The organism is Geodermatophilus sp. SYSU D00814, from assembly GCF_054050055.1.
Genome location: NZ_JBJGYP010000005.1, coordinates 24,603 through 45,407 on the forward strand (window position 1 = coordinate 24,603; position 20,805 = coordinate 45,407).

Annotated in this window: 17 protein-coding genes; 8 read left to right on the forward strand and 9 right to left on the reverse strand. The window is 76.8% G+C overall.

What is annotated here, in order from left to right; genetic code table 11:
- The first annotated feature begins 167 nt into the window (after window positions 1-167).
- Window positions 168-1,289 carry an alpha/beta hydrolase fold domain-containing protein gene (locus ACI780_RS04970; RefSeq protein WP_457001181.1) on the forward strand — a complete coding sequence of 374 codons (1,122 nt, stop codon included), beginning with the start codon at window positions 168-170 and terminating at the stop codon, window positions 1,287-1,289.
- 31 nt (window positions 1,290-1,320) lie between these two features.
- Here ACI780_RS04970 and ACI780_RS04975 read toward each other — a convergent pair whose 3' ends face one another.
- From ACI780_RS04975 to ACI780_RS04995, 5 genes are all read right to left on the reverse strand, one after another.
- Window positions 1,321-1,908, reverse strand: coding sequence for a peroxidase-related enzyme (locus ACI780_RS04975; RefSeq protein WP_456868779.1), 588 nt, complete (start codon window positions 1,906-1,908; stop codon window positions 1,321-1,323).
- A gap of 18 nt (window positions 1,909-1,926) precedes the next feature.
- Entirely contained in the window at window positions 1,927-3,528 is a 1,602-nt protein-coding gene (locus tag ACI780_RS04980; protein ID WP_456868778.1) for a diguanylate cyclase, read from the reverse strand.
- A 76-nt stretch (window positions 3,529-3,604) separates the two neighbouring features.
- Window positions 3,605-5,137 carry an ATP-dependent DNA ligase gene (locus ACI780_RS04985; protein WP_457001183.1) on the reverse strand — a complete coding sequence of 511 codons (1,533 nt, stop codon included), beginning with the start codon at window positions 5,135-5,137 and terminating at the stop codon, window positions 3,605-3,607.
- 93 nt (window positions 5,138-5,230) lie between these two features.
- A complete protein-coding gene (locus tag ACI780_RS04990) occupies window positions 5,231-5,545 on the reverse strand; it encodes a DUF2795 domain-containing protein (RefSeq protein WP_457001185.1) in 315 nt (104 codons plus the stop codon).
- 39 nt (window positions 5,546-5,584) lie between these two features.
- The gene (locus ACI780_RS04995) at window positions 5,585-6,784 is read right to left on the reverse strand and encodes a transcriptional regulator (protein WP_456868775.1); all 1,200 of its coding nucleotides are present in this window, start codon (window positions 6,782-6,784) and stop codon (window positions 5,585-5,587) included.
- Window positions 6,785-6,887: 103 nt separating this feature from the next.
- Between ACI780_RS04995 and ACI780_RS05000 the strand changes: the two genes are divergently transcribed.
- From ACI780_RS05000 to ACI780_RS05020, 5 genes are all read left to right on the forward strand, one after another.
- The gene (locus ACI780_RS05000; protein ID WP_457001187.1) at window positions 6,888-8,711 is read left to right on the forward strand and encodes a flavin-containing monooxygenase; all 1,824 of its coding nucleotides are present in this window, start codon (window positions 6,888-6,890) and stop codon (window positions 8,709-8,711) included.
- Between the two features lie 135 nt (window positions 8,712-8,846).
- Complete coding sequence (locus ACI780_RS05005; RefSeq protein WP_089403525.1) at window positions 8,847-9,233, forward strand: DUF6394 family protein; 387 nt, start codon at window positions 8,847-8,849, stop codon at window positions 9,231-9,233.
- A 5-nt stretch (window positions 9,234-9,238) separates the two neighbouring features.
- Window positions 9,239-11,026, forward strand: coding sequence for a potassium channel family protein (locus tag ACI780_RS05010; RefSeq protein ID WP_456868773.1), 1,788 nt, complete (start codon window positions 9,239-9,241; stop codon window positions 11,024-11,026).
- A 23-nt stretch (window positions 11,027-11,049) separates the two neighbouring features.
- Window positions 11,050-12,249, forward strand: coding sequence for a low temperature requirement protein A (locus tag ACI780_RS05015; RefSeq protein WP_456868772.1), 1,200 nt, complete (start codon window positions 11,050-11,052; stop codon window positions 12,247-12,249).
- A 148-nt stretch (window positions 12,250-12,397) separates the two neighbouring features.
- Window positions 12,398-12,802 carry a hypothetical protein gene (locus ACI780_RS05020; protein ID WP_457001190.1) on the forward strand — a complete coding sequence of 135 codons (405 nt, stop codon included), beginning with the start codon at window positions 12,398-12,400 and terminating at the stop codon, window positions 12,800-12,802.
- A gap of 210 nt (window positions 12,803-13,012) precedes the next feature.
- Here ACI780_RS05020 and ACI780_RS05025 read toward each other — a convergent pair whose 3' ends face one another.
- Entirely contained in the window at window positions 13,013-14,512 is a 1,500-nt protein-coding gene (locus ACI780_RS05025) for a DUF222 domain-containing protein (RefSeq protein WP_457001192.1), read from the reverse strand.
- Between the two features lie 151 nt (window positions 14,513-14,663).
- Here ACI780_RS05025 and ACI780_RS05030 point away from each other — a divergent pair, with 151 nt between their 5' ends.
- The gene (locus ACI780_RS05030; RefSeq protein WP_457001194.1) at window positions 14,664-15,335 is read left to right on the forward strand and encodes a hemerythrin domain-containing protein; all 672 of its coding nucleotides are present in this window, start codon (window positions 14,664-14,666) and stop codon (window positions 15,333-15,335) included.
- On the opposite strand, the gene ACI780_RS05035 is transcribed toward ACI780_RS05030, so the two are convergent.
- Window positions 15,310-17,631: an ATP-binding protein gene (locus tag ACI780_RS05035; RefSeq protein WP_457001196.1), complete on the reverse strand. Its 2,322-nt coding sequence runs from the start codon at window positions 17,629-17,631 to the stop codon at window positions 15,310-15,312. The genes ACI780_RS05030 and ACI780_RS05035 overlap by 26 nt on opposite strands.
- A 119-nt stretch (window positions 17,632-17,750) precedes the next feature.
- Here ACI780_RS05035 and ACI780_RS05040 point away from each other — a divergent pair, with 119 nt between their 5' ends.
- A complete protein-coding gene (locus ACI780_RS05040; protein WP_457001198.1) occupies window positions 17,751-19,295 on the forward strand; it encodes an APC family permease in 1,545 nt (514 codons plus the stop codon).
- On the opposite strand, the gene ACI780_RS05045 is transcribed toward ACI780_RS05040, so the two are convergent.
- Entirely contained in the window at window positions 19,261-20,424 is a 1,164-nt protein-coding gene (locus ACI780_RS05045; RefSeq protein WP_457001200.1) for a lycopene cyclase family protein, read from the reverse strand. The genes ACI780_RS05040 and ACI780_RS05045 overlap by 35 nt on opposite strands.
- Window positions 20,421-20,804: a YchJ family protein gene (locus ACI780_RS05050; RefSeq protein ID WP_457001202.1), complete on the reverse strand. Its 384-nt coding sequence runs from the start codon at window positions 20,802-20,804 to the stop codon at window positions 20,421-20,423. Before ACI780_RS05050 ends, ACI780_RS05045 begins: the two co-directional genes overlap by 4 nt.
- Window position 20,805 lies beyond the last annotated feature (1 nt).

Consider the following 20,805-nt stretch of genomic DNA (forward strand, 5'->3'; position numbering starts at 1 on the left):
GATCTCCTCCTCCGCCGGCCCACCGTGGGCCGGCCCGGTCACCGTAGGGCCAGGTCACGGATCCGTCACGGGCCGGTTCCGCGCACCACCGCCGGCCGGGACCTGGCCCCGGTGTGACCCCCGCCACTACCGTCGTCCGGTCCCCGACCCCCGCCCGAGGAGGAACCGTGACGACGACGTCCGACCCGACGACCGGCACCACCACCCCCCAGCCCGGCCGGCTGGGGGACCCGGCCGCCGAGTACCGCACCGACGACCGCGCCGACCGCGGGCTGCGGGAGGCCCTCGCCCGGTACGGCCTCGACGCCCCCGCCGCGCCGCCTCCGCTCCCGCGGAACGCCCCGCTGGAGGACCGGCTGGCCTTCGTCCGCGGCGCCCACGACGCCTTCGAGCAGCTCTACGCCGCGGTCGCGGCGGAGGAGACCCACCGCGACGACGTCACCCGCACCACCGTCACCGCCCCGGGCCGCGAGGGCACCGCGATCCCGCTGTACGTCTTCCGGCCGGCCGGCAGCGAGGGGCGGCGGCTGCCCGGGCTGGTCTACCTGCACGGCGGCGGCATGACCATCCTCGACTGCGCCAACCGCCTGCACACCCGCTGGTGCGAGGACCTCGCCGCCACCGGGCTGGTCGTCGTCGCCGTCGACTTCCGCAACGCCGTGACCACCGACGGCCACGCCCCCTTCCCGGCCGGCCTGCACGACTGCGCCGACGCGCTCACCTGGCTGCACGCCCACCGCGACGAGATCGGCGCCACCTCGCTGGTGCTGCAGGGGGAGTCCGGCGGGGCGAACCTGTGCCTGGCCTCGGCGCTGCTGGCGAAGCGGGAGGGCCGGCTGGACACCGTCGCCGGGGTCTACGCGATGGTCCCCTACATCTCCGGCGGCTACGGCTGGGACGACGACGCCAAGCGCGCGGAGCTGCCCTCGCTGGTCGAGAACGAGGGCTGGTTCCTCAACACGCTGATGATGGACCTCCTCGTGTCGGCCTACGACCCCGCCGACGAGCACCGCCGCGACCCGCTGGCCTGGCCGTACTTCGCCACCGTCGAGGACCTGACCGGGATGCCGCCGCACGTGGTCACGGTCAACGAGCTCGACCCGCTGCGGGACGAGGGCATCGCCTACTACCGCCGGCTGCAGGCGGCCGGCGTGCGCGCGACCGGGCGGGTGAACCTGGGGCTCACGCACGGCGGCGAGCTGATCTTCAAGACCGCCGTCGGGGACGTCTACGACGCCACGATCGCCGACATCTCCCGGTTCGCCCGGAGCCTGGCCCCGGCCGGGTGAGCCCGGCCCCGGCCGGGTGAGCCGCCCGGCGTCAGCGGGGGAGGCGGCCCAGCAGGTGGAACTCCGGGTTGGGCGGGATCGCGGCGAAGTGGGCCAGCCGGTTGGACAGCGCGAAGAAGGACGTGATCGCGCCGACGTCCCACACGTCGTCCTCGGACAGGCCGGCGGCGCGCAGCCGGTCGAGGTCGGTGGCGGTGACCGCGGCCGGGTCGGTCGCCAGCCGGACGGCGACGTCGAGCACGGTGTGCATGCGCTCGTCGAGGGGTGCCTTGCGCCAGTCGACGGCGACGAGGTCGGCCAGCAGCGGGTCGCGGGTGCGGATGCGCGCGATCGCCCCGTGCGCGACGACGCAGTAGGCGCAGTCGTTGGCCGCGCTGGTGGCCACCACGATCAGCTCCCGCTCGCCGGTGGACAGGCCGGGCGTGTCCTTGTCCATGAGCGCGTCGTGCATGGTGAAGAAGGCGCGCGCCTCCTCCGGACGCCAGGCCAGCGCGGCGAAGACGTGCGGCAGGAAGCCCGAGCGCTCCTGCACGTCGGCGTAGCGCTCGGCGAGGTCGGCCGGCAGGCCGGCGGGGTCGGCGAGGGGGAAGCGGCTGATCGGGGTCTGCTCGGCGGTCACCCGGCCAGCCTGCCGCGTTCAGCCGTCGACGACGACCCGGTCCCGGCCGGCCCGCTTGGCGCGGTAGAGGCGGGCGTCGGCGAGGCCGAGCAGCTGCGCCGGCGTCCGGTCGGTCACCTCGGCGGTGCCGGCCGCGCCGACGCTGACCGTCACCGGCAGCCCGCGGGTCAGCCCGTCCCACGGGTGCGCGGAGACGGCGCGGCGCACCGTCTCGAGGTGGGCGGCCGCGGCGCCGGCGTCGACGTCGGGGAGGACGAGGAGGAACTCCTCGCCGCCCAGCCGCGCCGCGAACGAGCCCGGGCCGCCGGGGGCGCCGGTCTCCTGCAGCAGCGTGGCCACCGCGCGCAGCACCTCGTCGCCGACGGCGTGCGAGCAGGTGTCGTTGACCCGCTTGAAGTGGTCGAGGTCGAGCAGCGCCACCCACAGCCGGCCGGCGCCGTCGGCGAGCATCCGGGGGAGCTCCTCGTCGACGTAGCGGCGGTTGTAGAGGCCGGTGAGCGGGTCGCGCAGCGACAGCTCGCGCCAGCGGCGGCTCTGCCGGCGCGCCTCGGTGGTCTCGTACACCGCCTGCAGCGCGCGGGCGCGGGCCTCGCGCTGCGCCGACTGCAGCTCCACCAGTTCGGCGACGTAGCGCTTGTGCTCCTCGAACGCCGCCCGGTGGTCGCCCCGCGCGGCGTGCAGCTCGGCCTGCTCGGCGCGGGCCCGCACCCGGATCGAGGTCAGGCCGTGCAGGTCGCAGCGCCGGACGCACTCGGCCAGGGTGTCCTGCGCGCGCTCGACCTCGCCGCGGCGGCGCTGCACCTCGGCCAGCGTGAGCAGGAAGTCCGCGCCGGCGTCGCCGTCGGAGGAGGTGTCGAGCACCTCGGGCGCGAGGCCGAGCCGCAGCGCCGCCTCCGCCTCGACCAGCCGGTCGGCCCCCATCAGCGCGCGGGCGACGGTGTCGAGGTCGCCGACGTCGAGCGGGCGGCCGTGCGCCCGCGCGAGCTGCTGCAGCCGGTCGCTGTACTCGAGCGCGTCGTCGAACCGGCCGGCCAGCGTGTCGGTGTAGGCGCGGTTGTTGAGGATGCGCAGCTGCCGGTCGACGTCGCCGAGCTCCTCGGCCAGCCGCAGCACGGCGGTGTAGCGCTCGGGCGCCGCGGGATCGCGGGCCAGGCCGAGGACGTCGGCCAGCCGCACCAGGTGGTCGATGCGCAGCGCCGGCAGGGCGGTCTCGTCGAGCAGGTCGACCGAGGAGACGGCGTGCTCCAGGGCGCCGGCCAGGTCGCCGACCTCCTGGAGGACGGCGGTGAGCACGAAGGAGCTGCGGGCCAGCAGGTACCGGTCACGGGTCTCGCTGGCCCAGCGGTGCACCTCCGAGGCGGTCCGGCCGGCCTCGGCGACGGCGCCCCGGCGGCGCTGCAGGTCGGCGCGGACCAGCCGGGCGCGCTGCTCGAGATCCGGGCGGCCGAGGGCGCGGGCGGCCTCGGCGGCGGCCTCGGCGCGCTCCGGCGCGGACCCGGCGGCGAAGCGGGACAGGGTCTCCAGCTCGTCGAGGGTCGCCCGCAGCGCGGTGAGCGCACCCGTGGTGGGCTCCGCGTCGCCTCCGGGGGCGGCGTCCTGCTCGACGGCGAGACCGGTCACGGCCGTCGCATCGGCCGTGCCCTCGGTACCCGTGAGCCCAGCCGGGCCGGCGCCACTCCTCCGGGTGAGCACCGCCTCAGCCCCCCGCCAGCAGCGCGCGCACCGCGTCGACCGTGTCGGCGTCGGCGGGGCTGCGGTCGGGGCGGTACCGCAGCACCCGCGCGAAGCGCAGCGCGACACCGCCGGGGTAGCGGGTGCTGCGCTGGGCGCCGTCGAGGGCCACCTCGACCACCACCTCCGGCCGCAGCTCCAGCCCCCACGGGTGCTCGGCGCGCGCGTGCCCGGGGAACGTGCGGGTCTGCCAGTCGAGCAGCTCGTCGGTCATGCCCTTGAACGTCTTGCCGACCATGAGCGGGGCGCCGCCGTCGGGGTCGCGGGCGCCGAGGTGGATGTTCGACAGCTTCCCGCTGCGGCGGCCGTACCCCCACTCCACGCCGAGGACGACGAGGTCGAGGGTGTGCACCGGCTTGACCTTCTGCCAGGCGCGGCCGCGCCGGCCGGCGGCGTAGGGCGCGTCGAGGGCCTTGACCACCACGCCCTCGTGACCGGCGGCCAGCGCGCCGTCGAGGACCTCGGCGGCCTGCTCGGCGCTGGGCCGGCGGACCCCGGGCATCCGCAGCGGCGCGGCCTCCTCCGCGGCCAGCAGCCGGTCGAGGACCTCCAGGCGGGTGGCGAGTGGCTCGTCGAGCAGGTCGCGGCCGTCGAGGTGCAGCACGTCGAAGAAGAACGGCGAGAGCAGGACGCCGGCGTCGGCCTCGTCGCTGCCGAAGCGGCTCATCGTGTCCTGGAACGCGCGCGGGCGGCCGTCGTCGTCGAGGGCGAGGGTCTCCCCGTCGAGGACGGCGGTGCGGCAGGGCAGCGCGCGCACCGTCTCGACCAGCTCGGGGACCCCGTCGGTGACCTCCCGCAGCGTGCGCGTCCACACCCGCACGACGTCGCCGTCGCGGTGCACCTGGACGCGGGCGCCGTCGAGCTTGTGCTCCACGGTGACCTCCCCGCCCAGGTCGGCGAGGGCCGCCTCGAGCGAGGAGCCGGGGCTGGCCAGCATCGGCCGCACCGGGCGGCCCACCCGCAGGCCGACGGCGGCCAGCGCCGGCTCCCCGCCGGTCAGCGCGGTGGCGGCGGTCTCGTCGAGCCGGCCGGTGAGCATCGCCGCGCGGCGCACCGCGGCCGGCGGCACCCGCGCCGCGGCGGCCACGGCGTCGAGCAGGACGCCCTCGAGCGCGCCCTGGCGCAGCTCGCCGCCCAGCAGCCGGACGAGGAAGCGCTGCTCTCCGGCGGTGGCCGCCGCCAGCACCTCCCCGAGCAGTGCCTCCCGGCGGGCGGTGGAGCCGGGACCGGTGGTGGCCGCGAGCGCGGTGAGCGCGGCGTCGACCGCCGCGACGGTCAGCGACGGCGCGGGCGCGGGGTCGGGCAGCGCCCGGGACAGCGTGCGCCAGCCGACGCCGACCCGCCCCTGCGGCAGCTCGCCGGCCAGCCACGCGGCCACCGGCCCCACCTCGCCCGGCCCGGCGGCGCGCAGCGCGGCCGCGATCGCAGCGGCCTTCGCCGTGCGGGCGCGGGTGGCCGCCACCTCGGCGGAGGCGGCCACGACGTCGGCGAGCAGCACGCGGACATGCTGACAGCCGGGTACGACACCGGGCAGCCACCGCGCCGTGCCGGCCGCCCCTCCGGGGGAGGCCGGACCCCGGCGCGGCCGGCGTCAGCCGGAGGTCCCCCCGCTCCCGGACCCGGCGTCGTCCGGGTGCCCGGTGAAGGCCGCCCGGGCGTCGGCCCGGGCCGCCTCGGCGGCGTGGCCCTCGGTGTCGGAGCGGGGGACGGAGGTCGGCCGCAGCGAGCGGACGAGCTCGTCGACGTTGGCGAAGTCGACCCCCGGCGGCACCGTGCGCAGGGTGCGCAGCACCTCGTCGGGCGCGCCGTGCCGCTGGGCGGCGTCGAGCAGCGCGTCCTTCTCGGCGGGGTAGTCGACCTCGCCCAGGTGCGCGAGCACGTCCTGCACGGGAACGGTGTCGGCCACGGGATCTCCTCGGGACTCGGGACGGGACTCGGGGCGGGGCTACCCGCCGCCGGGACCGGTACGCACCGTCAGCGCGACGCCGTCGGCCAGCCGGTAGGGGCCGGTGGCGACCAGGTCGCCGACGACGCGGCGCAGCCGCGACACCTCGGCGCGCGCGGCGACGACGTGCCCGTCGTCGCCGTAGAGGCCGCGTCCCAGGGCGGCGGCGTCGAGCCCCCGCCGCCCGGCGCCGGCGACGAGCGCGAGGACCTGCCCCTGCCGCCGGGTGAGCGCGGCCGACCAGGAGTCCTCGCCGCCGGAGACCCGCAGCACCGGCGCGGCGGTCAGGTCGAGCTCGGCGGTGACCGGCGCGCGCGACTCCGGCGGGCGCAGCAGCCAGCCCTCGCCCAGTCGCTCGGGGGTGCACAGCCCCAGCCCGGGCACCGCCACCGGCCGCCCGGCGCGCGGGACGGCCACCCGCGGGCCGGCGGCGATGCCCGACCGCGCGGCCACCCAGCCGTCGTCGTCGACCACCAGCAGCGGGCCCCGCACCGTCCCCAGCACCGGCTCGGCGCTGCGCCGCAGCCGGTCGAGGTGCTGCTCGTGCCGCCGCCACAGCCCGGACTCGGCCAGCCGCACCGAGGTCTCCACCAGCGCGCCGATGGCCGGGTGCAGGGTGAGCGCCGGGCCGCTGACGTCGACGACGCCGAGCAGCTCCCCGGTGACCGGCGAGTGCACCGGCGCGGCCGAGCAGTACCAGGGGTGCTGGGCGGACTCGAAGTGCTCGGCGGAGAACAGCTGCACCGGCGCGGCCTCGGCCAGGGCGGTGCCGATCGCGTTGGTGCCCACCGCCGACTCGGTCCAGGTGGCGCCCTCGGCGAAGCCGAGCCGGTCGGCGTGCCGCCGGGTGGCCACCGCGCCCTCCCGCCACAGCACGACGCCGTCGGCGTCGGTGACGACGACGAGGCCCTGCGAGGCGTCGGCGACGCCGACCAGCACCCGGCGCAGCTCGTCGACGACCAGCGCCAGGCCCGAGCCGTGGCGGCGCGCCTCCACCGCGTCGGCGGGCAGCGGGTCGCGGCGGCGCGGGCGGTCGGGGTCCATGCCCAGGCCCAGCACGCGCGACCAGGACCGCTCGACCACCCCGCGCGGCCGCACCGGCGGGCGCCCGCCGGCGAGGACGGCGTCGTGCACGCGGGAGAGCACCCGGGCGTGCGTGGACAGGTCGGTACCGGGCGCGACCGCCGACCACGGGGGCACCGGCGCCTCCTCGGGCGTGCAATCCGCTGCAACGCTCCCGCTCCGGCCCGCGGGGCGCTGTGCTGGACATCACACCACGTCCTGACCACGAGGAGGTCCCTCCGTGACGCAGACGCTCGACGCACCCCCGGAGAGCCCCGCACGGCGCGCGGCCGACTGGTTCGCGGCGCTCGAGGACGCCCTGCGCGCCCGCGACGTCGAGCGCGCCGCCGGCCTGTTCGCCTCCACGAGCTACTGGCGCGACCTGGTCGCCTTCAGCTGGAACATCACCACCGTCGAGCACCGCGCGGGCGTGGCCGACCTGCTCACCGCCACGCTGGACCGCACCGACCCGTCGGGCTTCACCGTCACCGAGGAGCCGGAGGAGGCCGACGGCGTCACCACCGCCTGGTTCACCTTCGAGACGGCGGTCGGCCGCGGCAAGGGCCTCGTGCGTCTCGTCGAGGAGGACGGGCAGCCGCGGGCGTGGACGTTCCTCACCACCCTGTACGAGCTCAAGGGGCACGAGGAGCCGCGGGGCCCGGGCCGGCCGATGGGCGCCGAGCACGGCGTGAACCGGCAGCGGCAGACGTGGTCCGAGCGCCGGGAGCGGGAGGCCACCGAGCTCGGCCGCACCACCCAGCCGTACGTGCTCGTCGTCGGCGGCGGGCAGGGCGGCATCGCGCTGGGCGCCCGGCTGCGCCAGCTCGACGTGCCCGCGCTCGTCGTCGACCGGCACGCCCGTCCCGGTGACCAGTGGCGCAGCCGCTACAAGTCCCTCTGCCTGCACGACCCCGTCTGGTACGACCACCTGCCCTACCTGCCGTTCCCGGACAACTGGCCGGTGTTCTCGCCCAAGGACAAGATCGCCGACTGGCTCGAGTCCTACGTGAAGGTCATGGAGATCCCGTACTGGGGCAGCACCGAGGTGCGCCGCGCCGAGTACGACGAGGCGGCCGGCGAGTGGACCGTCGAGGTGGTGCGCGACGGCGAGGAGCTCACGCTGCGCCCGAAGCAGCTGGTGCTGGCCACCGGGATGAGCGGCAAGCCGAACGTGCCGGTGCTGCCCGGGCAGGACGTGTTCCGCGGCGAGCAGCACCACTCCTCGGCCCACCCCGGCCCCGACGAGTACGCCGGCAAGAAGGTCGTCGTCGTCGGCAGCAACAACTCCGCCTTCGACATCTGCGGCGCGCTGTGGGAGCACGGCGCCGACGTGACGATGGTGCAGCGCTCCTCGACGCACATCGTGAAGAGCGACAGCCTCATGGAGATCGGCCTCGGCGCGCTCTACAGCGAGCAGGCGGTGGCCGGCGGCATGACCACCGAGAAGGCCGACCTCACCTTCGCCTCGCTGCCCTACCGGATCCTGCACGAGTTCCAGATCCCGGCCTACGAGCAGATGAAGGAGCGCGACGCCGACTTCTACGACCGGCTGGAGAAGGCCGGGTTCTGGCTGGACTGGGGCGACGACGGGTCGGGCCTGTTCATGAAGTACCTGCGCCGCGGGTCGGGCTACTACATCGACGTCGGTGCCGCCGACCTGGTGGCCAACGGCGACGTGGAGCTGGTGCACGGGCAGGTCGACCACCTGACCGAGGACGCCGTGGTGCTCGACGACGGCACCGAGCTGCCGGCCGACGTCGTCGTCTACGCCACCGGCTACGGCTCGATGAACGGCTGGGCCGCCGACCTCATCTCCCCGGAGGTCGCCGACAAGGTGGGGAAGGTGTGGGGCCTGGGCTCGGACACCACGAAGGACCCCGGCCCGTGGGAGGGCGAGCAGCGCAACATGTGGAAGCCCACCCGGCAGGAGGGGCTGTGGTTCCACGGCGGCAACCTGCACCAGTCGCGGCACTACTCGCTCTACCTGGCGCTGCAGCTCAAGGCCCGGCAGGCCGGCATCCCGACGCCGGTGTACGGCCTGGCGGAGGTGCACCACCTGCGCTGAGCCACCGAACCGCTGAGCCAGTGAGGCGCTGAGCCGCCGAGCCGCCCGGCGCCGGGGAGTCCGGTCTCCCCGGCGCCGGTGCGTGTCCGGCGCTAGGGTCGGCGCGGTCACCACCGGGCAGGCCGCGGGAGCCGCATGAACCTCGAGAAGGTCGTCTTCGGGTTCTTCGTGCTGCTCGCCGCCACGCTGAACTTCGGCTTCTTCCTCGGGGACATCTCCGACCCCGCACTGCACAACGTCTACGAGCTGTTCGCCGCGCTGGTGGTCAGCCTCATCGCCACGGTGCTGAAGTTCGGCGACCGCACGCAGATCGGCGCGGTCCACCTGGCCACCAGCCTCGTCGCCGACCTGCAGCTGGTCGCGGCCACCATCACCTGGGCCTGGGCGGTGCACGTCTCCGCCGAGGGCCTCACCGACGTGACGACGGCGAGCATGGTCTCGCTCTCCGGAGGGGCGCTGCTGGCCAACGTGGTCTCGGTGGTGCTGCTCGTCGTCGAGACCGTGTCCTTCCAGCGCCACTGACCGCCGTGGAGTCCGCCCCGCCACCCCCGGTCACCACCCGCGGCCGGCGCCGGCGCCGGCGGGCCCCGGTGGTGCCGCGCGCGGAGGGGTCGGCGACGGTGTTCGTCGTCCTCCGGCGGATGCGCGCGCCGCTGATCACGCTCATCGTCATCTTCTTCGTCAGCGTGCTCGGGCTCTCGCTGATCCCGGGCGTCGACCCGGAGGGCCGGCCGGCCCGCCTCAGCCTGTTCGACGCCTTCTACGTCATGAGCTACACGGCGACGACGATCGGCTTCGGCGAGATCCCGTACGCGTTCAGCTACGGGCAGCGGCTGTGGGTGACCGGGACCATCTACCTGACCGTCGTCGGCTGGGCCTACGCGATCGGGTCCCTGCTGGCGCTGCTGCAGGACCGCGCGTTCCGCCAGGCGCTGGCCCTGCGGCACGTGTCCCGCAAGGTCAGCGCCCTGCGCGAGCCGTTCCTGCTGATCTGCGGCTTCGGGCAGGCCGGCGAGACGCTCGCGCGCTCCCTCGACGCCCTGGGCCGCCGGTTCGCCGTCGTCGACTGCTCGGAGAACCGGATCGACGCCCTCGAGATCGCCGGCCACCGCGCCGACGTCCCCGGGGTGGTCGGTGACGCCCGCGACCCGCACGTGCTCGGGGTGGCCGGGCTGGGCCACCCCTACTGCGAGGGCGTGCTGGCCGTCACCGGCGACGACGAGGCCAACCTCGCGGTCACGATGGCCGCGGCGCTGCTGCGACCGGAGCTCCCGGTGGTGGCCCGCACGACGTCGGCGACGGTGGCCGAGCGGATGTCCGGCTTCGGGTCCCCGACGATCATCAACCCCTTCGACCGGTTCGGCGACCACCTGCGGTTGGCGCTGCGCACCCCGGCCTCCTATCAGCTCATGACCTGGCTGGAGAGCGGCCCGGGCGCCGAGCTGCCGCCCCGCGGGAAGGCGCCCGCTCCGGGCCGGTGGGTGGTCTGCGGCTACGGCCGGTTCGGCCGGCACTTCGCCACCGACCTGCGCGCGGAGGGCCTGGAGGTGACCACGGTCGACCCCTCGCCGGAGGAGGAGCCGACCATCGTCGGGGACTCCGCGGACCCCGAGATCATCCGGCGGACCGACCCCGCCTCGGCGGTCGGCCTGGTCGCCGCCACCGACAACGACACGACGAACCTCTCCCTGGTGGCCGAGGCGCGGCGGCTCAACCCCGACCTGTTCGTCGCCGCCCGCCAGAACCAGCCCGCCGACGCCGCCCTGTTCGCCGCGATGGACGTCGACGCGCTGCTGGTGCCCACCGAGGTGGTCGCGCACGACGCCTACGCCCGGCTCAGCACGCCGCTGCTGTGGCGGTTCCTGCGCGAGCTGCCCGGGCAGACCGACGAGTGGTCGGCCGGCCTCATCGAGCGGCTCCTCGGCGCGTGCGGCGCCCACCTCGAGGCGCTGTGGAAGGTGCGGCTCACGCCGGAGGAGGCGCCGGCGCTGCACCCCCACCTGGCCGGCGGGCGGTTCCGGCTGTGCGACCTGCTGCGCGACCCCGCCGACCGCGACGAGACGCTGCTGGCCGTGCCGCTGATGGCGCTGCGCGGGGACCAGGCGCTGCTCGCGCCCGACGGCGGCCTCGTGCTCGAGCCCGGCGACGAGCTCCTCTTCGCCGGCCGGGCCGCGGTGCACCGGGAGGTGGAGGCCACGATGTTCCTCGACGGCGTCGCCGACTACCTGGTCACCGGCCAGCGGGTGCCGTCGAGCTGGATCTGGCGGAAGCTGAGCCGGTCGAGGCCCGTGCCGGACGCGACCGCCGCGCCCTGACCGGCCCCGACGGGGGGAGCCACATGGCCGGCGTCCGGACCCTCTTCGGCGGCCGCGGCGGCGACCCCGTCCGGCCGCCGCGGCTGCGCACCGACGACCACCGCTCCGCCTCGCGGCTGGAGCTGTTCTTCGACCTGGCGTTCGTCCTCGTCGTGGCCGAGCTGGCGATCGCGCTGCGCGAGGACGTCACCCCGCACGGGTTCCTCGTCTTCGCGGGGTTGTTCGCCACGGTCTGGTGGTCGTGGGTGAGCTCGACGCTCTACGCCAACCGCTTCGACCACGACGACGTCGTCTACCGGCTGTACAAGCTCGCCAGCATGGCCGCCGTCGTGGGGCTGGCGGCGTCGGCGTCGGAGGCGACGGGGGAGCGGTTCACCGCCTTCGTGCTCTGCCACGTGGCGCTGCGGGTGCTGCTGCTCCTGCAGTACCGCCGGGCGCACGTGCACGTGCCCGAGGCGCGGCCGATCACCCGGCTGTACCTGCTCGGCGCCGGCGCCGGCGCGACGCTGTGGGCGGTGTCGCTGGCGGTGCCGCGGCCGGCCGCCTACGCGCTGTGGGCCGCCGCGGTCCTGGCCGAGGCGCTCGTGCCGCTGCTGGCCACGCGGTCCTCGGCCGACGTGCCGCTGCACGTCGAGCACCTGCCCGAGCGGTTCGCGCTGTTCGTCATCCTCGTGCTCGGCGAGCCGGTGGCCGCCGTCGCGCACGGCCTCTACGACGCGAAGTGGTCGGGGGCCGCGCTCCCGGTGGCCGTCCTGGGGTTCGTGCTCGCGGCGGCGCTGTGGTGGAGCTACTTCGACCTCGCCGGCGCGCGGGCGAAGAAGCTGCTGGGGGAGGCCGGGGAGTCCAACGGCGCCCACTCCCACGACGTCTACGTCTTCGGGCACCTGCCGCTGACGCTGGCGCTGGCGTCGGTGGGCGCCGGCCTGGAGCTCGCCGTGGTGGAGGCCGCGGCCGGGGAGGTGCCGGCCGGGACCCGGCTGCTGGTGGCCGGCGGGGTGGCGGTCTACCTGGTGGCGGCGAGCGTCACGGCGTCGGCGATGACGGGGCAGGCCGGGCACGGGTGGTGGTGGCCGCTGCTGGCCGCGGTGGTGGCCGCGCTGGACGCGCTGCTGGAGCTGCCGGCCTGGGTGGTGATCGGCGCCCTGGCGCTGCTGGTGTCGCTGGTGGTCGTCGGGGGCCTGGTGCAGCGCTCGTCGGGTCGGCTGGAGACCGAGGAGGTCTGACCGCCGGGGTCCGAGCGCCGCGTGCCGCAGGGACCTCCGACCCTGCCCCCGTCCGGCGGTGCGGCGTGCACTGGACCCCGGTGGCCGCGAGGACCGGTCGAGCGGGACGGCGCCCGGGCGGCGGGCGGGCACCGGCAGGAGGACGGCCATGGCCACACCCACCACCCCCACACCCGGCGACGACCGGCGGCCGGAGATGTCGCCGGACGAGAAGCTGATCGCCCAGTGGGAGGCGCAGCACGACGTCGCCGCCCGCGGGCACCGCGGCGACCCGCTCGGGCTGCAACGCTCGCTCACCCGCGAGCGCCTGGCCGACTGCGCTCGCCGGGGTGCCACGGCGTCGGGCGCGGGATCGAGGGGCGCCGCGGCCGCACCCCGGCCGGCCCCCGACGACGCGGCGGGCACGGGTGAGGGCATGGGGGAGGGCATGGGGGAGGACGACGTGTGCGTCGCGCCGTGGGCGGCCGCGAAGGCCGGCGAGCCCGCCGAGGAGCCCGCGCCGTCCCGCCGCCACCCGTGGCGGCGGTTCCGGCACCACGCCTCGGAGCACTGACCCCGGGCCGGTTCCCCGGCGCCACTGGGGAACCGCTCTGTCGCCATGTCGACCCGGCGACTGGTCGACGCGGCGACTGGTCGAGGTGTCCGCACGTCGACCAGTCGCCGAGTCGAGTCGTCGGCTCGTCGATCAGTTGTCGAGTCGAGTGGTCGGCACGTCGACCCGGTGAATGGTCGGCTCGTCGACCGGTCGACCCTCGAGCACCGCTCAGAAGGGCGGTGGGTCGTCGTTCGGGTCGGCCGGTTCGTCGGCTGGTGGTGGTTCCGGTGGCGGTGGTGGTCGCAGGCCCGGTGGCCGGGTGGTCCGGGTGATGCCGGACGGGGTGGTGACGGTCAGCGTGCCGTCGGGACCCATCTCGAAGCGCCAGCCGCGGGCGAAGGTCTTCACCCGGTGGTGGCTGCGGCACAAACAGCACAGGTTGGCGCAGTCGGTGGCCCCGCCGTGGGCGTGGGGGAGGACGTGGTCGGTGTCGGCCCAGCCGACCCGCTGCCCGCAGGTCGGCATCCGGCAGGTGCGGTCGCGGGTGCGCACGAACGCCTGCTGCGCCGCCGAGGGGGTGTAGCCGTCCCGGCTCGCCGGCCGGTCGAGCACCGCGCACCCGCAGTCGCCGTCCTCGTCACCGCCGGGGTGGTGGGGGCAGCCGCGGGCGGCCAGCCGGCGCAGCCGGTCCAGCGTCGCGGTGACGCGCAGCGTGCCGTCGTCCTCGGTGAGTGCGACGGTCACCGAGCCACCGTCGGGGGCCTGCACACCCAGCGCGTCCAACTCGCGCAGCAGCTCGCGCAGGTGCGCGGCGGTGATCGGTAGCCCGTTCACCTCCCCGGCCTCGCTCGATCGGCCGGACAGGGCGGTGAGGGTCGCGATGATCTGCAGGTGCGCGGTGACCGCCATCCCAGCCTGCCAGGGACGCTGCAGCAGGTCGGCGAACACGGCGGTGCGCAGCTGCCCGATCGGGCGGGGATCGCCGTCGGCCTTCAGCATCCGGGCCAGCGCGTCGACGGTCGCGTGGCAGGCCGCGGCCACGTCGGTGGGCAGGTCGGCGGCCAGCGTGCTCATCCCGTCCGACGGCGACGCGTAGACCCGCACGTCCGAGCGCCGTTCGGCGGTGCTGCGCCGTTCGTCGATGGCCTCCGAGTCGGCTTCCAGCAGGAGTTCGAGGGCGCGCTTCTTCAGCTTGCCCACGGTCAGCTGCGCCGCCTCGGGCAGCACGGCGGCCTCGATGCGGCGGGCGAGGGCCGGGGCGGTGTGCTGCAGCACGTCGACCAGCGCCTTCGCGCGGGCCTCGTCGAGCTCCCCGGCGGCCAGTGCGGCCCAGGTGGCGGGCAGGCGTTCGCGGTAGGTCCAGGCGCGGGTGGCCAGGTGGTTGGCGCTGCCCCGGCCGCAGTTGAGCACCAGCGCCAGTTCGGCGGTGAAGAACTCCGACACCCCGGGCAGCTCGGTGTCCGGCGCCCACGACCCGCGCCGCCTGGCACCGGGCGTGCCGGGTGCGGGGTCGTCGTCGGAGGGGCGGGCCTCGGCCAGCCGCAGCACCAGCTCGGCTTCGTAGGCCGCCTCCATCGCCTTGCGGGCCTGCAGCCGCTGCAGCTCGGCGGCGGCCTGCTCGTCGGAGAGCAGGCTCACCGGCAGGCGGGCAAGGCGCACCGGCTGCTCGACGAGCCACCCGGCGAGCGCCCGCTCGACGGGTGACACGTACTCCGCGACCTGCTGCACGACCCCGAACCTACGGCCGGGGTATGACAGTTTCCGCAGGTCGGCGGGCAGGATCCACCCGCTGGCGGAGACTGGGCTGTCCCGGAGTGTGGGCGAGGCGTGGGTGCGCTGTGGGTGTCCCGTGCCGCGGGGCGCCGACAGGCTCGCTGCCATGACCGACACCCTCCCCACCCCCGTCCCGATGGCCGACGTCCGCGACATGTACGTCGTCCACCGCGCCTTCCGCCGCGAGTTCCGGCTGCTGCCGGAGCTGATCCGCGCCGTCGCGCCGGGCGACACCGACCGCGCCGCCGTCCTCGCCGCCCACGCCCGCCTCGTGCTGCAGGGGCTGCACCTCCACCACACCGGCGAGGACGACCTCCTCTGGCCCAAGCTGCTCGAGCGCTGCCCGCCCGACGCCGCGGTCGTCCACCGCATGGAGGCCCAGCACGAGCAGGTCGAGCACCTCACCGAGCAGCTCGGCCCGGCCCTGGACCGCTGGGAGGTCGAGGCCCGGCCGGCCGTGGCCGAGGAGGTCGCCGGCACCCTCGACGCGCTGCGCGCCGTCCTGCTCGAGCACCTCGCGGAGGAGGAGCGCGAGATCCTCCCGCTGGCCGAGCGGCACGTGACGCAGGAGGAGTGGGCCCGGCTCGGCCAGCACGGCGAGGGCACGATGGCCACGAAGGACCTGCCGATCCTCTTCGGCGCGCTGCTCGAGGAGTGCAGTCCCGAGGAGCGGCAGATGATGCTGCACGTCGTCCCGTTCCCCGTCCGCGTGCTGCTGCGCACGGTCTTCGCCCGGCAGTACCGCCGCTACGTCAGCCGGGTGCGCGGGACCCGCTGACCGCCGGGCCGATCTGCCGGGCCAGGGCCGGGACGTCGCCGGGGCGCAGCAGCCGGCCGGCGTCCCAGGCCCGCCCGAACGCCTCCTCGCCCAGCGTGGCGCGCACCTCCGGCAGCACCAGCCGGGCCAGCTCGACGTCGGGCGGGAACGCCACCGCCACCGACGCCGCCTCCGCCGTCGCCGAGCCCGCCGCGAACAGCCGGGCGGCCAGCTCCGGCGACCCGCGCCGGGCGGCGACGACGGCGAGGCCCGGCAGCGTGTACGCCAGCGTCCAGGTGGTGCGGACCTCCGCGGCGAGGTCGGCGGCCTCGGTCCACCGGGCCAGCGCGGTGTCCTCGTCGCCGGCCAGCTGCGCGAGCGAGGCCTGCACGTTGAGCACCGTCGCCAGGGTGAACGGGCTGCCCAGCTCCCGCGCCAGCCGCTCGGCGACGGCGAGCTCGGCGGCTCCTGCGGCGTGGTCGCCGGACTGCAGCAGCAGCTGACCCCGGGCGGTCACCGCGTGCGCCCGCGCCCAGGGCTGCCCGGTCTCCTCCGCCAGCCGCAGCGCCTCACCGAGGTCACCGGCGGCGGCCGGCAGGTCGCCGAGGAAGACGGCGGCCGAGCCGGTGAGCACCAGCGCCAGGGCCCGGAGGTCACCGGCGCTGGCGACGGCGGCCAGCCGGGCGGCGTCGTCGGCGGCGGCGCGGGTCCCCGGGATGTCTCCCGACGCGTAGCGCAGCGCGGCCAGGCCCAGCAGCAGCCGGGCGTCGTCGGCGGGGGCCAGCCCGTCCCGGGACACCCGCGCCACCCAGCCCAGCCCCTCGGCGGCGTTGCCGCGCACCGCCCAGTACAGCCAGGTCGCCTCGGTCAGCCGGGCGACGTCGGCCGCGCGCCCGGCGGCCACCAGCCGGCCCAGCGCGGCGGCGAGGTTGCCGTGGTCGCGCTCGAGCCGGTCGAGCCAGGCCCCCTGCCCGGGACCGGTCAGCCCGCCCCGGGCGCCGTCGGCGAGGTCGAGCACCGCCGCGGTGGCCCGCTCGGCGACGGCGTCGGCCTCGCCGGAGGCGGCCAGCCGCGTCGCGGCGTACTGGCGCACCGGCTCCAGCAGCCGGTAGCGGGCGGCCGGTCCGTCCTCGACGACCACCAGCGACTGCTCGACCAGCCCGCCGAGCTGCGGGACGACGTCGGCGCCGCCGGCGACCGCCCGCGCGGCGTCGAGGTCGAACCCGCCGGCGAACACCGCCAGCCGGCGCAGCAGCGCCTGCTCGGCCGCGGTGAGCAGCTCGTGGCTCCAGTCCAACGCCGCGCGCATCGTGCGCTGCCGCTCGGGCAGGTCCCGGGAGCGCCCGGCGCCGAGGGCGTCGTCGAGCCGGCCGAGCAGCGCCGACGGCGGCAGGTAGCGGGCGTGAGCCGCGGCGAGCTCGAGGGCCAGCGGCAGCCCGTCGAGGCGGCGGCAGATCGCCGCGACGTCGGCCGCGGCGTCGTCGAGGGCGACCGTGCGGCCGGCGGCGGCCGCCCGGTCGAGGAACAGCCGCGCGGCGGGCGAGGCGGCCACCGTCGCGGCGTCCGGGCGCTCCGGCACCGGCAGCGGGCCCAGCGGCCGCTCGCGCTCGGCGCGCACCCGCAGCGCGGCACGGCTGGTGGCCAGGACGGCCAGCCCGCCGCAGCGGGCCAGCAGCGCGGCGACGGCGGGGGCGGCGTCGAGGACGTGCTCGACGTTGTCCAGCACGACCAGGTGCCGGCGCCCGCCCAGCCGCGCGGCGACGGCGTCGGCGACGTCGCCGGCCAGCTGCCGGCCGCCGAGCGCGCGGGCGAGCTCGGGCAGCACCAGCCGGGCCTCGCGCACCGGCGCGAGCTCGACCAGCGTGACGCCGTCGGGGAAGTCCGGTGCCAGCGCCCGCGCCGCGGCCAGCGCGAGCGTCGTCTTGCCGACGCCGCCGGGGCCTGTGAGCGTCAGCAGCCGGGTCGCGCCCGACCGCAGCAGCCCGGCGACCTCGGCGAGCTCGGCGTCCCGGCCGACCAGCGGCGCGGCCGGCAGCGGCAGCACCGGGACCGGCGCGGGCGGCCCGTCGGTCGTGGCGCCGGGCCGGGCGGCCGCGGTCAGCGCCGCGCGGTCGGCGTCGTCGAGGCCCAGGGCGTCGGCCAGCGCGCGCAGGGTGTGCGGGTAGGGCCGGCGCCGCTCCCCGCGCTCCAGCGCGCTCACCGCCTTGGCGGTCAGCCCCGCCCGGGCGGCGAGTTCCTCCTGGCTGAGCGCCGCCCGCTCCCGCCACCGCCGCAGCAGCCCGGCCAGGGAGCCGGTGCCGGGCGGGGAGGCGCTCATCGGCGGGGAGGGTAGCCCGGCGCGACCCCTCCGGGCCGGTGTCCCCGGCTCGCCACGGTCCGTGCCGTCGGCGACAGTGGTGCGGCCCCAGCACCCCACTCCCGGAAAGGCCCCTCGACGTGCCCCCCTCGGACGACGGCGACCCGCACCTCGCGGAGTTCGGCTACCGGCAGCACCTGGACCGCAGCATCGGGCGGTTCTCCAGCTTCGCGGCCGGCGTCAGCTACATCTCGATCCTCACCGGCACGTTCCAGCTGTTCTACTTCGGCTTCGGCGCCGGCGGGCCGGCCTACGTGTGGTCCTGGCCGCTGGTCTTCGCCGGCCAGCTGATGGTGGCGCTGTGCTTCGCCGAGCTCGCCGCCCGCTACCCGGTGGCCGGGTCGCTCTACAACTGGACCAAGCGGCTGGGCAGCGCGACGACGTCGTGGCTGGCCGGCTGGGTGATGCTCACCGCCTCGATCGTGACGCTGGCGGCGACGGCGCTGGCCTACCAGATCACGCTGCCGCAGCTGTGGTCGGGCTTCCAGGTGGTCGGCGACGGCACCGGCACCTACGACGTCGCCGTCAACGCCGTCCTGCTGGGCGGGCTGCTCATCACGTCCACCACGCTGGTCAACGCCTTCGGCGTGCGGCTGATGTCGCGGATCAACAGCGCCGGGGTGTTCATCGAGCTGGTCGCGGCGGTGCTGATCGTCGTCGTGCTGGCCCTGGCGGTCACCCGCGGGCCGCAGGACGTCCTGCTCGACACCGGCGGCCGCGGCGAGGGGCAGCCGCTGGGCTACCTCGGCGCCTTCCTCGTCGCGGCGCTCGCCTCGGGCTACGTCATGTACGGCTTCGACACCGCCAGCTCCCTCGGCGAGGAGACCAAGGAGCCCTCCCGCACCGCGCCGCGGGCGATCCTGCGGGCGATCACGGCGTCGTTCGTGCTGGGCGGGCTGATCCTCCTCTTCGGCCTGATGGCCGCCCCCTCGCTCACCGACCCCCAGCTGTCCTCGAGCAGCGGCGGCCTGCAGTACGTCCTGCTCTCGGTGGCCGGCACGGGGCTGGGCAAGGTGTTCCTCGTCTGCATCGTCGTCGCGGTCACCGTCTGCTGCCTGGCGGTGCACACCGCGGCCATCCGGATGACCTTCGCCATGGCCCGCGACAACGCCCTGCCGGTCGGCATGCGGCTGGCCCACGTCGACCCGCGGCGCCGCACGCCGGTCGTGCCCGCCGTCCTGGTCGGGGCGCTGGCGGTCGGCGTGCTGCTGCTCAACGTCCGGCAACCGCAGGTGTTCACCGCCCTGACCAGCATGGCCGTGGTGATGATCTACCTCGCCTACCTGCTGGTGACCGGCCCGATGCTGGTGGCGCGGCTGCGCGGCCGCTGGCCGGGCCCGGCGCAGCCCGGCCGGTTCTCCCTCGGCCGCTGGGGGCTGCCGGTCAACGTGCTCGCCGTCGCGTGGGGCACCGGCATGGCGGTGAACCTGGCCTGGCCGCGGCGCGAGATCTACAACGCCACCGGCCCGCAGCACTGGTACCTGCAGTGGGCCGCGCCGCTGTTCATCGGCGCGATCGTCGCCGTCGGGCTGGCCTGGTACCTGCTGCGCCAGCGCAAGCGGACCGGCGTGCTGCCCGAGCACGCCGCCGTCATCGACCCGACCCCGCCGCCCACGCCCGCGTGAGCCGCAGCGCCCCCCGGGCCACCCCGCCCAGCAGTCGCGCGCGCTGGGCGGGGGACAGCGCGGCGAACACCCGCGCCATCGCCGCCGCCACGGCCGGCGACGGCGACCCGACGTCGAGGTAGGCACGCCACGCCCGCTCGGGCAGCGTGAAGAACGCGGCGAAGAAGGCGTCGGTGGCGGCGGCGTCCAGGGGCAGCAGCACCTCGCGGCCCAGCGCCAGCAGCGCCGCGCTCGTCCGGGGCCGCGCGGCGCGCACGACCGCGTGCGGGTCGCGGCCCGCCGCCAGCGCCGCGGCCACCTGCGGCCCCAGCCGCAGCGACGAGGCCACGCTGTAGCCGGTGGCCGGGTGCACCAGCCCGGCGGCGGCGCCCAGGCGGGTGGCCGTCCCGGCGCCGCGCGGCGCGCCGTCGAGGGGGATGGCCACCCGCTCGGCCGCCCCGGCCGGGCGCAGGCCGCGCGCGGCGAGCAGGGCGGCCAGCCGGTCGCGCAGGCCGGGCAGCGGCAGCGGCGGCCGGGCGGCCAGCGAGGTGGCCTCCAGCAGCACCGTGCCGTCGTCGAGGGGCAGGCCGTAGAGGAAGGCCGGCTGTGCGCCGGGGGCGGCCAGCGCCGTCCAGTCCATGAGCAGCGCGCCCCCGGGCGGCACCAGGTCGGGGACGGGGCCGGCGACCACCTCGCCCCAGGCCCGCTGCTGCGCCGTCCCCGGGCCGCTGCCGCGGGCGTCGAGGACCACCCGCGCGGTCAGGCCCGCCCCGCCGGCGAGGACGGCGGTCCGCCCGGCGACCGCCGTCACCCGGTCGGGGACCACCGTCCCGCCGGACGCGCGGAACCGCTCCAGCAGCGCGGCGTGCACGACGTCGTTGCGCAGCCGCGCGTAGCCGCGCGCCAGCCGCCGCTCGCCCCCGGCCGCGGTGCGCACGACGGTGGGGGAGTACCGAGCCGCGGCGGCGGCCGGGTCCAGGCCGAGCGGGCCGGCGGCGGCGTCGAACTCGTCGGCCCACAGGCAGTAGGTGGCCGGCCAGACGCGCAGCGACGGCGCGACCAGCGCCGTCCGCAGGCCCGCCGCGGCGCAGCTCGCCGCGGCGGACAGGCCGGCGGGACCCGCGCCCGCCACCAGGACGTCGAGGCTCACGCCGGGTCGCCGTCGACGTACACCCAGCGGCCGTCGACCCGGCGGAACCGGCTGCGCTCGGCCTGCACGTGCTGCTCACCGCCGGCGCGGGCGTGCGCGCGGAAGGTCACGGTGCCCTCGGCGTCGAACAGCCCGCCGCCGGTCGTCCCCAGCACCTCCAGCCCGGTCCAGCGCACGTCCGGGTCCAGCTCGAGCGTGCGCGGCCGGGTGGCCGGGTCCCACGTGGCCAGCAGGTACGCCGGGTCGCCGACGGCGAAGGCGCTGTAGCGCGAGCGCATGAGCTGCTCGGCGGTCGCCGCGGCCGCCGTCCCGTCGTGGAGGCGGCCGCAGCACTCCGCGTAGGTGAGTCCGGATCCGCAGGGGCAGCGACGGGGAGGCACC

What these genes read in the sequence shown, in the direction of transcription:
- ACI780_RS05035 (WP_457001196.1), bottom strand. Translation starts at nt 17,631, where the DNA reads ATGAGCGCCTCCCCGCCCGGCACCGGCTCCCTGGCCGGGCTGCTGCGG.
- ACI780_RS05020 (WP_457001190.1), top strand. Translation starts at nt 12,398, where the DNA reads ATGGCCACACCCACCACCCCCACACCCGGCGACGACCGGCGGCCGGAG.
- ACI780_RS05015 (WP_456868772.1), top strand. Translation starts at nt 11,050, where the DNA reads ATGGCCGGCGTCCGGACCCTCTTCGGCGGCCGCGGCGGCGACCCCGTC.
- ACI780_RS05005 (WP_089403525.1), top strand. Translation starts at nt 8,847, where the DNA reads ATGAACCTCGAGAAGGTCGTCTTCGGGTTCTTCGTGCTGCTCGCCGCC.
- ACI780_RS05030 (WP_457001194.1), top strand. Translation starts at nt 14,664, where the DNA reads ATGACCGACACCCTCCCCACCCCCGTCCCGATGGCCGACGTCCGCGAC.